Origin of the sequence: Streptomyces sp. SID5464 (assembly GCF_009862985.1) — a bacterium.
GTDB classification, from domain to species: domain Bacteria; phylum Actinomycetota; class Actinomycetes; order Streptomycetales; family Streptomycetaceae; genus Streptomyces; species Streptomyces chartreusis_D.
Map to the genome: position 1 here is coordinate 88851 of NZ_WWIQ01000050.1, position 13162 is coordinate 102012.

Here is a 13162-nt window from a genome sequence, read left to right on the forward strand (position 1 = left end):
TCATTGCGTGCATGGGGGCTGGCCGGAGGTTCGTTGCAACGCCGCTTTCGTCCGTTGCGCGGGCAGACGCGTACGGCCCCCGCCTCTCCCTGCCGGGCAGGTCGAACGGGGGCCGTACGAAGGGGTGTCGGGCGCGTCAGTTCCAGCTGGCGTGCAGCGGCTTGCCCTCGGCGTAGCCGGCGGCGCTCTGGATGCCGACGATGGCCTTCTCGGCGAACTCCTCCAGGGAGCCGGCCCCGGCGTACGTGCAGGAGGAGCGGACGCCCGCGATGATCGAGTCGATCAGGTCCTCGACGCCGGGGCGGGCCGGGTCGAGGAACATCCGGGACGTGGAGATGCCCTCCTCGAACAGCGCCTTGCGGGCCCGGTCGTACGCCGACTCCTCGGACGTGCGGTTGCGCACGGCCCGCGCGGAGGCCATGCCGAAGGACTCCTTGTAGGCGCGCCCCTGGGCGTCGTGCTGGAGGTCGCCCGGGGACTCGTAGGTGCCCGCGAACCAGGAGCCGACCATCACGTTGGACGCGCCGGCGGCGAGGGCCATGGCCACGTCGCGCGGGTGGCGGACGCCGCCGTCGGCCCACACGTGCTTGCCGTACTTCTTCGCCTCGGCGGCGCACTCCAGGACGGCGGAGAACTGCGGCCGGCCGACGCCGGTCATCATGCGCGTCGTGCACATGGCACCGGGTCCGACACCGACCTTGACGATGTCCGCGCCCGCCTCGATCAGGTCGCGCACGCCCGCGGCGGCCACCACGTTGCCCGCGACGATCGGCACCTGCGGGTCGAGGTCGCGCACCAGCTTCAGGGCGCTGATCATCGACTCCTGGTGGCCGTGCGCGGTGTCGATGACGAGCGTGTCGACGCCCGCGTCCAGCAGCTGCTTGGCCTTGCCCGCGACGTCGCCGTTGATACCGACGGCGGCGGCGATCCGCAGCCGCCCCCGCGCGTCCGTGGCGGGCTTGTAGAGCGTGGCGCGCAGGGCGCCCTTGCGGGTGAGGATGCCGGCGAGCGTGCCGTCCTCGTTGACCGCGGGGGCGTAGCGGCGGTTGGCGTGGTCGAGGGTGTCGAAGGCCTCGCCCGGGTCCATGTGCGCGTCGATCAGCAGCAGGTCCCGGGACATGACCTCGCCCAGCTGCGTGAAGCGGTCCACGCCGGACAGGTCGGAGTCGGTGACCACGCCGACCGGCCGGTGGTTCTCGTCGACGACGACTCCGGCGTTGTGCGCGCGCTTGGGCAGCAGCGCCAGCGCGTCCGCGACGGTCTGGTGGGGCACCAGCATGATCGGGGTGTCCAGGACCAGGTGCCGGCTCTTCACCCAGGAGACGACGTCGGTGACGACGTCGATCGGGATGTCCTGCGGTATCACGACGAGCCCGCCGCGGCGGGCCACGGTCTCGGCCATGCGGCGCCCGGCGATGGCGGTCATGTTGGCGACGACGAGCGGGATGGTGGTGCCCGTGCCGTCCGGGGAGCTGAGGTCGACGGCCTGCCTCGAGCCCACCGAGGAGCGGCTCGGCACCATGAAGACGTCGTCGTACGTCAGGTCGTACCCGGGCTGGATGTCATTGAGGAAACGCACGTGCTGCACATCCCAGTCGATCAGAGGTGACCCCCCGACCGGCCGGCCAGGGGGAAAGAGCACGTACTTCATTGTCCCATGCCGGCTGCGCGGACGTCCCCCAGCGGATCATCCAGGCTGGTCAGGGGCTCTCTCGGAGGATTCTCCAAGCCCGAGGGTCACGAAGAGACCCGGACCCCGGTCCGTCGCCTCGGCGAAGATCTCCTCCGCGACCTGCCACTCCTCGGGCCGCTTCTCGGCGTACGCCCGCCAGCCCCGGACGACGACCAGCAGCCCCCGCTCCACGGCTCCCTCGGGCCAGAGGGCGGGGTCGGCCAGGCAGTCGGCGAGGGCGTCCCAGTTGCGGCCGAACCACTCGGGCAGGGCCAGGTCACGGGCGCAGCGGTCCATGAGACCCGCCTTGTCCGTGACCCCGTCGAGGTCCAGCACGACCACGATCCGGCCGGCCGGGTCGTCCGGCACCTCGTGCGACTGGCTGACCATCTGTCAGACTCCGTCCGGGTCGGCCCTGTTGAGTGCGGGCTTCGGTGCCGGCCCCGCCGTCATCAGATAGTCCGCGGCCGACGTGTCCGTCACCAGGCTGGTGACGAGCCCGGACCGCAGCACCGCGTCGATCGCGGGTCCCTTGCGCTGTCCGCCGGCGATCGCGACGACCTCGGGGATACTGCGGAGCTGGTCGGCCTTGACGGTGATGCACCGCTCGCCCAGGTCCCGGCCGACCCTTCGGCCCTCGGCGTCGAAGAGGTGCGCGGACATCTCGGCGGCGACACCGAGCGAGGCGTAGTGCGCGCGCTCCTCGTCGCTGAGCATGTCGTGCACCGTGGAGATGCCCGGCTCCCAGGAGCCGATGGAGACGCAGGCGACGGTGACCTTGTCGAAGTGCTCGAAGGCCCGGGCGATCCCCGTCTGGTTGCGCAGTGCCGAGGCCGTGGCCGCGTCGGGCAGCAGCATCGGCGCGTAGATGGGGTGCGCGTCACCGCCGGACACCTGGGCGGCACGGCGCACGGCCTCGACCGAGCCGCGCTCGGCGGTCCCGGCGTCGTACACGCCGGTCAGCTGCACCACCGTGCACGGCGGCAGCCGGTCGAGCGCCGCCGCCATGTGGATGGTGGAGCGGCCCCAGGCCAGGCCCAGCACATCACCTTCGTTGACCAGTTCGCCGAGCAGGTCGGCGGCCACTTCTCCCAGGTTCTCGGGGTCCGGTGTCTCCTCGGCATCGGCCGGGGACTCGACCACGACGGCGTGCCTGAGGCCGTAGCGGGCGCGGAGCGCGTCCGAGCGCTCGGCGTCCAGCTCCGCAGGCACACGGATCTCGATGCGTACGAGATCCCGTTCGAGGGCGGTCTCCAGGACCCGGGCCACCTTGAAGCGGCTGACGCCGAACTCCTCCGCGATCTGGATCTTGGACTTGCCCTCGAGGTAGAAGCGGCGGGCCATGGCCGCCGCCTGCACCAGCTCAGCGGGTCCCATCCGCATGGCTGACCGGCCCGCCGACATACCCGACACGGCGATCTCCTCACTGCTGTTCACACTCTGGATTCGCCGTTCATCCTTGCAGATCCGGCGCGGATGATCAGCCCTGATGAGAGCCGTTCACTTTGCTGTGGCTCAGTGGTCGCAGGCCCAGGAGGCCTTGGCGGTCGCCGCCTCCGCCTGCGTGCGTAGTGCACGTACCGCCTCTGCCGGGTCGTTTGCCCCGTAGACCGCCGATCCGGCCACGAAGACGTCGGCTCCGGCGTCCGCGCACCGCTCGATCGTGGAAGCGGAGACTCCGCCGTCGACCTGGAGCCAGAGCTCCAGACCGTGCTTGTTGATCAACTCGCGGGTGCGGCGAATCTTCGGAAGCATGATGTCGAGGAAGGCCTGTCCCCCGAAGCCCGGTTCGACCGTCATGATCAGCAGCATGTCGAGCTCGGGGAGCAGGTCCTCGTACGGCTCGACGGGGGTCGCGGGCTTGAGCGCCATGGAGGCGCGGGCGCCCTTGGCGCGGATCTCCCGGGCGAGCCGCACCGGGGCGGCGGCCGCCTCGACGTGGAAGGTGACGGAACCGGCCCCCGCTTCGACGTACTGGGGCGCCCACCGGTCAGGGGCCTCGATCATCAGATGGCAGTCCAGCGGGGTGTCCGTCGCGCGGGCGAGCGACTCTACGACCGGCACGCCGAGGGTGAGGTTCGGGACGAAATGGTTGTCCATGACGTCGACGTGGAGCCAGTCGGCTCCTTCCACGGCCTTCGCCTCGTCCGCGAGGCGGGCGAAGTCGGCGGACAGGATGCTGGGGTTGATCTGCGCGGCCATGACCTAAGACTGCCATGCCCTCCGGGGGTTGTGGGCATCGGTCCCGGGGCGCAGAGGGGGTCGCCGTGAAACAGGGCGTCGCACATCTCGTCTGCGGGCGGCGGGCCAAGTGGCTGGTGCTGGTGTTGTGGGTGGCGGTGCTGTTCGTGACGGCACCACTGGCGATGAAGCTCACCGACGCCCAGGACAACGACGCGTCGTCCTGGCTGCCGGGGTCCGCGGAGTCGACGCAGGTGCTGGAGATCTCCAAGGACTTCCGGCCGGAGCAGGTCCCGGCGGTGGTGATCTACGCCCGGGAGAGCGGGCTGACGGTCCAGGACCGGGCGGAGATCGCCGAGGACGCGCGGCAGCTCAAGGAGCTGCGTGACCATGGCATCCGGGGTGCGGAGACCCGGGGGCCGGTCTTCGACCGGCAGGCCGACCCGCGGGCGGCGCAGATCCTCGTGCCGATCACGATGGACGAGAAGGGCTGGGAGCGGATCTCGCCCGCCGTCGACTCCATCCGGGACGACGTCGGCGGGGGCGGCGCCGGGCTTGCCGTGCACATCACGGGTCCGGGCGGCACGGCGGCGGACTTCGCGGAGGCCTTCGAGGGCATCGACTCGACGCTGCTGTTCGCGGCGATGACCGTCGTCATCGTCATGCTGCTCATCACCTACCGCAGCCCGACCCTGCTGCTGGTCCCCCTGGTCTCCGTGGTCTGTGCGCTGTTCGCCTCCCAGGCGCTGATCTACCTGCTGGCCGAGCACGCGGGCCTGACGGTCAACGGCCAGAGCGCCGGCATCCTGACGGTGCTGGTCTTCGGGGCGGGGACGGACTACGCCTTGTTGCTGGTCGCCCGCTACCGGGAGGAGCTGCGCCGGCACGAGGACCGGCACGAGGCGATGGCCCAGGCGCTGCACCGGGCGGGCCCCGCGGTGCTCGCCTCCGGCGCGACGGTCGTGCTGAGCCTGCTGGTGCTGCTGGTCGCCGAGATGAACTCGACCAGCGGCCTGGGACCGGTGGCCGCGATCGGTGTCGCCGTCGCCCTGCTCGCGATGATGACGCTCTTCCCGGCCCTGCTGGTGATCGTCGGCCGGTGGATCTTCTGGCCGGTGATCCCGCACTTCGGTACGGCCGATCCGACCGAGCGGGGCGTGTGGGCCCGCGCCGGCCGCCGTATCGGCCGCCGTCCCCGGATGGTGTGGGGCGTCACGGTGGCGGTGCTGGCGGTCTGCTCGCTCGGCCTGATCCAGCTGCGCGCCGACGGCATCGGGAACGCGGACGCGTTCACCGGGAAACCGGACTCGATCGTCGGCCAGGAGGTTTCCGCACGCTATTTCCCGGCCGGGAGCGGCAATCCGCTCGTCATCGTCAGCAACCAGGCGCAGGCCCGGCAGGTGGGCCGCGCGGTCGCCGCCACGCCGGGCGTGGTCCCGGAGTCGCTGGGCCTGCCACCGGGCACGAAGCCGTCCTTCCAGGGCAGGGTCCTCTTCGAGGCCACGATGACCGCCCCGGCCGACAGCGACGCGGCGAAACAGACCGTGCAGCGGGTACGGGACGCCGTCCATGCGGTACCGGACGCCGATGCCCGGGTGGGCGGCGGTACGGCGGGCCTCGTGGACATGGACGAGGCGATCACCCATGACAACGTCCTGGTCATCCCGCTGGTGCTGGCGGTCGTCCTGCTGATCCTGTGCGCCCTGCTACGGGCCCTGATCGCGCCGCTGCTGCTGATCGGGACGGTGATCCTGTCGTTCGCGGCGGCCCTCGGCATCAGCGCGCTCGCGTTCCGGTACGTCTTCGACTACGCGGGCGAGGCGACCGACTTCCCGCTGTTCGTCTTCGTGTTCCTGGTCGCCCTGGGCATCGACTACAACATCTTCCTGACCACCCGCATCCGCGAGGAGGCGGTCCGCCAGGGCACCGGACCGGGCGTGGTCACGGGGCTCGCCGCCACCGGCGCGGTCATCACCTCCGCCGGCCTGGTCCTGGCCGGTACCTTCGCCGCGCTCGGCACCCTCCCCATGGTCGCCTTCGCCGAGATCGGCTTCGCGGTCGCCCTCGGTGTCCTCATCGACACGTTCGTCGTGCGCTCGGTCCTGGTGACGTCGCTGTTCCTGGACGTGGGGCCGAAGGTGTGGTGGCCGCACCGGCTGGCCGGGGAGGACGGCGGTGCGGCGGCCCGGGAGAGCGTCGAAGCGGGGGTCAGCCGGTCCGGCGGATGAGCGCCAGGTACATCGCGTCGGTCCCGTGCAGGTGCGGCCACAGCTGCACGTCGGGCCCTTCGCCGAGGTCCGGTACGCCGGGCAGCAGCGGCCGGGCGTCGAGGAGGTCGGTGTCCGGGTACTGCTTGAGGACGTCGGCGACCACGGCCCTGGTCTCGGCGAGGTGCGGCGAGCAGGTCGCGTAGCCCACGACTCCGCCGACCCGCACCGACTCCAGGGCGGTGCGCAGCAGGCCGCGCTGCAACGGCGCGAACCCCTCCAGGTCCTCCGGCCGGCGCCGCCAGCGCGCCTCGGGGCGGCGCCGCAGGGCACCGAGCCCGGTGCACGGCACGTCGACCAGCACGCGGTCGAAGCTGCCGGGCCGCCACGCCGGTCGCGTCCCGTCGGCGGCGATCACCTGGTAGGGCCCGGGGTTCCCGTCCAGCGCCTTGGCCACGAGCCCGGCGCGGTGGGTCTGCTTCTCGGAGGCGACGAGCAGCGCGCCCCGCTGGGCCGCGAGGGCGCCGAGCAGCGCGGCCTTGCCGCCGGGCCCCGCACACCCGTCCAGCCACCGCCGGTCCGGCCCGTCCAGGGGCGCGGCCGCGAGGGCGAGCGCCACGAGCTGGCTGCCCTCGTCCTGCACGCCCGCGCGTCCGTCCCGTACGGCCGCGACTGCGCCCGGCTCACCGCCCTCGGTCAGCCGCACGGCGTACGGCGACCAGTGCCCCGGCACGGCTGCGTCCTCTTCGAGCAGTTCCTCGGCGGTGGCCCGCCCGGGGCGCGCGACCAGGGTCACCTCGGGCCGCTCGTTGTCGGCGCGCAGCAGGTCCTCGATACCGGCGCGGCCGCCGCCGAGGGAGTCCCACAGCGCCGACACGACCCACCGCGGGTGCGAGTGGACGACGGCGAGGTGGTCCTCGGGGTCCTCGTCATAGGGCGGCGCGACCCGCTCCAGCCAGCCGTCCAGGTCGTGCTGCGCGACCTTCCGCAGCACGGCGTTGACGAACTTGGCCCGCCCGTCGCCGAGCACGACCCGCGCGAGCTCGACGGTGGCCGACACCGCCGCGTGCGTCGGGATCCGTGTCCCGAGCAGCTGGTGCGCGCCGAGGCTCAGCACGTCCAGCACCGGCGGGTCGACCTCCCCCAGCGGCCGGTCCACGCAGGCCGAGAGGACCGCGTCGTACGTCCCCTGCCGCCGCAGCGTGCCGTACACCAGCTCGGTGGCGAGCGCCGCGTCCCGGGCGTCGAACTTCTCGGGTCCCTCCTTCTCCCGCGCCTTGCGCAACAGGGGCGGCAGAACGAGGTTGGCGTAGGCGTCCCGCTCGTCCACGGCCCTCAGCGCCTCGAAGGCGAGGATGCGGACGGGGTCCTTCTTGGGCCGCCGGTAGGGCTTGCCGGACGTACGGGGCCGACGGGGCTGGTCGCTCACGAAAAAGGTGCTCCGGGTGTGAGAAGAAGTGCGCCGTCCAGCCTACGCCGCCCCGGACGTGTCGCCGCGTCAGCCCCCGAGCCGCTCGCCCTCGGTGATCCGCACCCCGCGGGCCCAGTCCGCCGCCCGCATCGGCTTCTTGCCCTGGGCCTGCACCCAGAGCAGCTCGACGGCGTACGAGCCGGTGCCGACGTACACGTTGTTCTTGCCGGCGGAGATCTGCCCCGGGGCGAGATCCGTCCGGTCCGGCGCGGGGGTGACCTGGATGAGCTTGAGCCGCTCACCGCGGAACGTGGTCCAGGCGCCGGGAGCCGGGGTGCAGCCCCGCACCATCCGGTCGACGCGCAGCGCGGGCGCGCTCCAGTCGATGTGGGCGTCCTCGACGTTGACCTTCGGGGCCAGGCTGACCCCTTCGGCCGGCTGCGGTACGGCCTTCAGCGTGCCGTCCTCGATCCCGTCCATGGTCGCCGCGAGCAGCCCGGCACCGGCGAAGGCCAGCCGCGTCAGCAGGTCCCCGCTGGTGTCGGTGGGCCGGATCTCCTCGGTGACCGTCCCGTACACCGGCCCGGAGTCGAGGCCCTCCTCGATCAGGAAGGTGGAAGCCCCGGTGATCTCGTCCCCGGCCATGATGGCGTGCTGCACGGGCGCGGCGCCGCGCCAGGCCGGCAGCAGGGAGAAGTGCAGATTGACCCAGCCGTGCGCGGGGACGTCGAGGGCGACCCGGGGCAGCAGCGCGCCGTAGGCGACGACGGGACAGCAGTCCGGCCCGATCTCCCGCAGCCGCTCCAGGAACTCGGGGTCCTTCGGCTTCGCGGGCTTCAGCACCTCGATTCCGGCCTCCTCCGCCCGCTCGGCGACGGGCGACGCGACGAGCCTGCGCCCACGCCCGGCCGGCGCGTCGGGCCGCGTGACGACAGCGGCCACCTCGTGCCGCTCAGAGGCGAGAAGAGCGTCCAGAGCGGGAACGGCGACCTCGGGTGTACCGGCGAAGACGAGCTTCATGGGGTGGTGGGGGCCTCTCGGGCGGGAGTGGACGGCGGGCAGCACACAAGTCTATGAGCCCCGCCGTGGAACGGGTGGTGCGCGGGCGGACAGACGGAGCCGACGGCCGAAGGCCGAGGCGCACACCCCGCGCAAACAGGCGCACGCATATGCCCCCACGCCCCCACACCGTGACCCGCGGAGCGAATCCGCGTTGGTCAAGACAGAGTTGACCACATCGGGCCGCGATCGCGGCCCATTCCCTTTCAACGCCGGTTCGAGAGGCTTGTTCATGGCCGACCACGCAACCCACGACGCCCAGGCTCGGGCCAGCCTGCACTTGCTGGTGCGGGACATCGAGCGGGTCCGCCGGCAGGTGGACGCACTGCGCACACTCACCGCCCAGCTGGGCAACGTCTACCGCCCGCGCCGCTCCGGCTCCTCCACGGGCTTCGTCGTCTACGGACGCGCCCCCGCCCCGACGGTACGTCTCGCCCAGGAGCTGCGGGACAGTGTCGAGACCCTGGTCACGGCGGCCGTGGACTTCGACCGCTCGCTCGGCTTCTCGTGGGACGCGGTGGGCTCCGCGCTCGGAGTCACCAAACAGGCGGTCCACCGCCGTTACGGCGCACGCCGGGCCACGGCCCAGTCGGCCGCGTCCGAGGCGGAGCGGACACCGGAGCCCTCGGGCTCGCGCACGGTCAGTGTGAACACCGGCCTCCCGACGGTCCCGGCGGCCCGCTCCATGCCCACCCAGCCGACGGCGGGCAGCCCGGCCCTGCGCGACGAGGCGAGGCCGACGGCCTTCCCCGGCCCACGCAACGGCTGACCCGCACCCCGCCCCGACAGGCCGCTGCCCTCCCGATACGTAGGGGAGGGCAGCGGCCTGTACGCGCAGCGAACAGCGGCAGACACGACCTCAGCCACCGCCACCGGCTCGGACGACCGCAGTCACCGGCTCACCCGATGTCAGCCGGATCGATCCGCACCCAGACAGGCTCCGCACTCCCCCGGGCCGTCCGCGCGGCCTGCGCGGCCTTCAGCGCGGCGGCCAGTGCCGCCCCCTTGCCCGGCGGCACCCGGACCAACGCCCGCTCCCACTGCTCCCCGGGCGGCGGCGCCCCCGCCCGCCGCGGTCGCCCCGCGGCCGGGACGGGCAATGGCACCGGCCCCAGCACCTCGGCCTCCGGCGGCAGTTCGGCCGCACGGAGAAACTCGGCCACCGCCTCCGCCGGCCCCGACACGGCCGCCATCCGCGACACCGGCGGAAACCCCAGCTCGGCCCGCTCGGCGAGTTCCCGCACCGCGTGACCGACGGGGTCCCACCGTACGAGCGCCTGGACCGGCCGCAGCGTCGGCTCGGCCACGACCACCACTGTGCCGCCGACCGGCTGCGGCCGGACGAGCGACCCGGCCGCGATCCACCGCCGCAACGCGTCCTCACCGGCCCGCAGATCGGGCCGCCCGAGCATCGCCCACCCGTCGAGCAGCAGCGCCGCCGCGTATCCGCCCTCGGCGACGGGCTCGGCCCCCGGCGTACTCACCACCAGCGCAGGCGCCCCCGGCACCGTGTCGAGCACGTGTTCACGACCCGAGGTCCGCACCGGAACGGCGGGGAAGGCCCGTCCGAGTTCCTCGGCGGTCCGCCGCGCGCCCACCACCGAGGCGCGCAGCCGGAACGCACCGCACTCCGGGCAGTGCCAGCCGTTCTCCTCACGGCCGCACCACCCGCAGCACAGCGCGCCGCCGTCCCGCGTTTCCAGCGGCCCGGAGCAGTGCCGGCACCGCGCGGGCGCCCGGCAGTTGGCGCACGCCATGCGCGGTACGTATCCCCGCCGGGGCACCTGCACCAGCACCGGACCGTGCCGCAGGCCCTCCCTGACGACCTGCCAGGCGAGGGTCGGCAGCCGGGCGGCCCGGGCGGCCTCGTCCCGCGCGAGGTCCCCGTCGCCGACGGTGCGGACGAGCGGAGCGGTGGCCCGCACCTGCTCACGCCCGGCGACCAGCGGACGGGCCCACCCGCTCTCGACGAGCTGCGCGGCCTCCACCGTGCAGCCCCAACTGCCCAGCAGGAAGCCGCACTTGTCCTGGGCGGCCCGCAGCAGCAGCACCTCACGCGCATGGGGCTGCGGGGCGTGCTGCTCGCTGTGGCTGTCGTCCCCGTCGTCCCAGATGGCGACCAGCCCGAGGTCCTGGACCGGTGCGAACATCGCGGCCCGGGTCCCGATCACGGCCCGCACGGAGCCCCGCCGGACCGCGAGCCACTGCGCGTACCGCTTCTCGGGTCCCGCGTCGGCGGTGAGCACCGCGTGCCGCCCCTTCCCCAGCAGGGCCGTCAAGGCGGCGTCCACCCGCGCGACCGCCCGCCCGTCGGGCAGGACGGCGAGCGCACCGCGACCGGAGGCCAGCGTCGCCCCGACGGCCCGGGCCAGCTCCTCGCTCCACTGCGGGCCGGGCAGCGCGTTCCACACGGCCCGGGGCGCGCCGCCGGAGGCGAGCGACTCCAGGAAGGCCCCTCCCTGCTCGTACCGCTGCCAGGAGCCCGCCACGGGCGCCGGGGGCGGTGGCAGCGGTGCGGGCGAGGGGCGCTGCTCGGCCCGTGCGCTGCGCGGCGGCACCGCGAGTTGCAGGACGTCGGCGAGGCTGCCTGCGTACCGGTCGGCGACCGCACGGGCCAGCCCGACCAGTTCCTCACTGAGCACCCGCTCGGGCGACACGACCTGGGCGAGGGCGGCCAGCGGCCCGGAGTAGTCGGACTCGGCCAGCCGCTCGACGAGGAACCCGTCGATCAGCCCGCCGCCCTCGCGCCGCCCGTCCCGCACCCGGTGCCGCCCGGCCCCGAACCGCACCCGCACCCGCACGCCGGGCTGGGCCTGCTCGTCCAGTTCCTCGGGCACGGCGTAGTCGAAGTACCGGTCGAGATGGAGCACACCCTTGTCGACGAGCACCCGGGCGACGGGCAGGTCCTTGGCGAGCGCGGCCCCCCGCCAGGTCCGCGGCTTGGCCCGAGGCGTCCTGGCCTTCCGCACACTCTCCCGGATGAGCGCGAGCTGCTCGGGCGGCGCGCCCTCCGCGCCGCCGCCCGCCTGTTCGTTCTCGCTGCTCACGCTTGCATTCTTACCAAACGTCACTGACATCCGGCGGCCCTCGAGTACCCGCCTCCCGCCCGCCGGACGCACGACGAGGCCCGGCGCCCCGAAGGGTGCCGGGCCTCGCGAGGAACCGCGGCGGCGTCGGACCTGCGGCCCCGCCGCCTTCCGGGGACTTACAGGCCCACGGCCTTGCGCAGCGCGTCCACGCGGTCCGTCCGCTCCCAGGTGAACTCGGGAAGCTCCCGGCCGAAGTGGCCGTACGCCGCCGTCTGGGAGTAGATCGGGCGGAGCAGGTCGAGGTCGCGGATGATGGCGGCCGGACGGAGGTCGAAGACCTCGTCGATCGCCTTCTCGATCTTCTCCGTGTCGACCTTGGCGGTGCCGAAGGTCTCGACGAACAGACCGACCGGCTCGGCCTTGCCGATGGCGTAGGCCACCTGGACCTCGCAGCGGGTGGCGAGACCCGCGGCGACCACGTTCTTGGCGACCCAGCGCATGGCGTACGCCGCGGAGCGGTCGACCTTGGACGGGTCCTTGCCGGAGAAGGCGCCGCCGCCGTGGCGGGCCATGCCGCCGTAGGTGTCGATGATGATCTTGCGGCCGGTCAGGCCGGCGTCACCCATCGGGCCGCCGATCTCGAAGCGGCCGGTGGGGTTGACCAGGAGGCGGTAGTTCTCCGTGTCCAGCTTGATGCCCTCGTCGAGCAGCGCCTTGAGCTCCGGGTCGACGACGAACTCCTTGATGTCCGGAGCCAGGAGCGAGTCCAGGTCGATGTCGGAGGCGTGCTGCGAGGAGACGACGACGGTGTCCAGGCGGACCGCCTTGTCGCCGTCGTACTCGATGGTGACCTGCGTCTTGCCGTCCGGGCGCAGGTAGGGGATCGTGCCGTTCTTGCGCACGTCGGACAGGCGCTTCGACAGGCGGTGGGCCAGGAAGATCGGCAGCGGCATGAGCGTCGGCGTCTCGTCCGTCGCGTAGCCGAACATCAGGCCCTGGTCGCCCGCGCCCTGCTTGTCGAGCTCGTCCTCGTCGCCCTCGACACGGGACTCGTAAGCCGTGTCCACGCCCTGGGCGATGTCCGGGGACTGCGCGCCGATCGACACCGAGACGCCGCAGGAGGCGCCGTCGAAGCCCTTCTTCGAGGAGTCGTAGCCGATTTCGAGGATCTTGTTCCGGACCAGCGTCGCGATGTCCGCGTACGTCTTGGTGGTGACCTCGCCGGCCACGTGCACCAGGCCGGTCGTGATCAAGGTCTCGACGGCGACCCGGGAGGTCGGGTCCTCGCGGAGCAGCGCGTCGAGAATGGTGTCGCTGATCTGGTCAGCGATCTTGTCGGGGTGACCCTCGGTCACGGACTCCGAGGTGAACAGGCGACGGGACACAACGCTCCCTGGGGTTGCAGCGGCTGCTGGCTGATCATTGGCGGACGGCGGGGGCTGCACCCGGCGCCGTCCGTGGAACAGTTTATCGGTCACGCTTCGGCCACGGTCCCCCTGTCTCGACACTCGGAAGTGCTGTGACCTGCGGCACGGGCATTCTGCCCAATGCCGAGCTGCGTTGGCCAGAGGCGCCACGCCCCGATCGGCCGTGTTTCACGGGG

Annotated in this window: 10 protein-coding genes; 2 read left to right on the forward strand and 8 right to left on the reverse strand. The window is 72.9% G+C overall.

What is annotated here, in order from left to right:
- Nucleotides 1–136 precede the first annotated feature (136 nt).
- The 4 genes from GTY47_RS24445 to rpe form a co-directional block, all read right to left on the reverse strand.
- Nucleotides 137–1579 (reverse strand): GuaB1 family IMP dehydrogenase-related protein, encoded by a 1443-nt coding sequence (locus GTY47_RS24445; RefSeq protein ID WP_010046401.1) that lies wholly within the window; start codon nucleotides 1577–1579, stop codon nucleotides 137–139.
- Nucleotides 1580–1687: 108 nt separating this feature from the next.
- Nucleotides 1688–2041: a barstar family protein gene (locus GTY47_RS24450; RefSeq protein WP_029181626.1), complete on the reverse strand. Its 354-nt coding sequence runs from the start codon at nucleotides 2039–2041 to the stop codon at nucleotides 1688–1690.
- Nucleotides 2042–2065: 24 nt separating this feature from the next.
- On the reverse strand, nucleotides 2066–3109 hold the full coding sequence (locus tag GTY47_RS24455; protein WP_010046403.1) for a sugar-binding domain-containing protein: 1044 nt from the start codon (nucleotides 3107–3109) through the stop codon (nucleotides 2066–2068).
- A 78-nt stretch (nucleotides 3110–3187) separates the two neighbouring features.
- On the reverse strand, nucleotides 3188–3874 hold the full coding sequence (rpe, locus tag GTY47_RS24460; protein ID WP_010046404.1) for a ribulose-phosphate 3-epimerase: 687 nt from the start codon (nucleotides 3872–3874) through the stop codon (nucleotides 3188–3190).
- Between the two features lie 14 nt (nucleotides 3875–3888).
- Here rpe and GTY47_RS24465 point away from each other — a divergent pair, with 14 nt between their 5' ends.
- Nucleotides 3889–6081 (forward strand): MMPL family transporter, encoded by a 2193-nt coding sequence (locus GTY47_RS24465; RefSeq protein ID WP_050810324.1) that lies wholly within the window; start codon nucleotides 3889–3891, stop codon nucleotides 6079–6081.
- Here GTY47_RS24465 and GTY47_RS24470 read toward each other — a convergent pair.
- Nucleotides 6062–7489: a transcription antitermination factor NusB gene (locus tag GTY47_RS24470; RefSeq protein ID WP_010046409.1), complete on the reverse strand. Its 1428-nt coding sequence runs from the start codon at nucleotides 7487–7489 to the stop codon at nucleotides 6062–6064. The two genes, GTY47_RS24465 and GTY47_RS24470, sit on opposite strands and share 20 nt — an antisense overlap.
- Before the next feature lie 69 nt (nucleotides 7490–7558).
- Nucleotides 7559–8491, reverse strand: coding sequence for a methionyl-tRNA formyltransferase (gene fmt / locus GTY47_RS24475; protein WP_010046410.1), 933 nt, complete (start codon nucleotides 8489–8491; stop codon nucleotides 7559–7561).
- 271 nt (nucleotides 8492–8762) lie between these two features.
- Here fmt and GTY47_RS24480 point away from each other — a divergent pair, with 271 nt between their 5' ends.
- Complete coding sequence (locus tag GTY47_RS24480; protein WP_029181627.1) at nucleotides 8763–9299, forward strand: hypothetical protein; 537 nt, start codon at nucleotides 8763–8765, stop codon at nucleotides 9297–9299.
- A gap of 130 nt (nucleotides 9300–9429) precedes the next feature.
- On the opposite strand, the gene GTY47_RS24485 is transcribed toward GTY47_RS24480, so the two are convergent.
- Both GTY47_RS24485 and metK read right to left on the reverse strand, forming a co-directional pair.
- The gene (locus GTY47_RS24485; RefSeq protein ID WP_010046411.1) at nucleotides 9430–11577 is read right to left on the reverse strand and encodes a primosomal protein N'; all 2148 of its coding nucleotides are present in this window, start codon (nucleotides 11575–11577) and stop codon (nucleotides 9430–9432) included.
- Between the two features lie 158 nt (nucleotides 11578–11735).
- Complete coding sequence (metK, locus tag GTY47_RS24490) at nucleotides 11736–12944, reverse strand: methionine adenosyltransferase (RefSeq protein WP_010046412.1); 1209 nt, start codon at nucleotides 12942–12944, stop codon at nucleotides 11736–11738.
- Between the last annotated feature and the right edge of the window lie 218 nt (nucleotides 12945–13162).

Coding starts and splice junctions, on each gene's coding strand:
- rpe (WP_010046404.1), bottom strand. CDS start 3,874: ATGGCCGCGCAGATCAACCCCAGCATCCTGTCCGCCGACTTCGCCCGC.
- GTY47_RS24465 (WP_050810324.1), top strand. CDS start 3,889: ATGCCCTCCGGGGGTTGTGGGCATCGGTCCCGGGGCGCAGAGGGGGTC.
- fmt (WP_010046410.1), bottom strand. CDS start 8,491: ATGAAGCTCGTCTTCGCCGGTACACCCGAGGTCGCCGTTCCCGCTCTG.
- GTY47_RS24480 (WP_029181627.1), top strand. CDS start 8,763: ATGGCCGACCACGCAACCCACGACGCCCAGGCTCGGGCCAGCCTGCAC.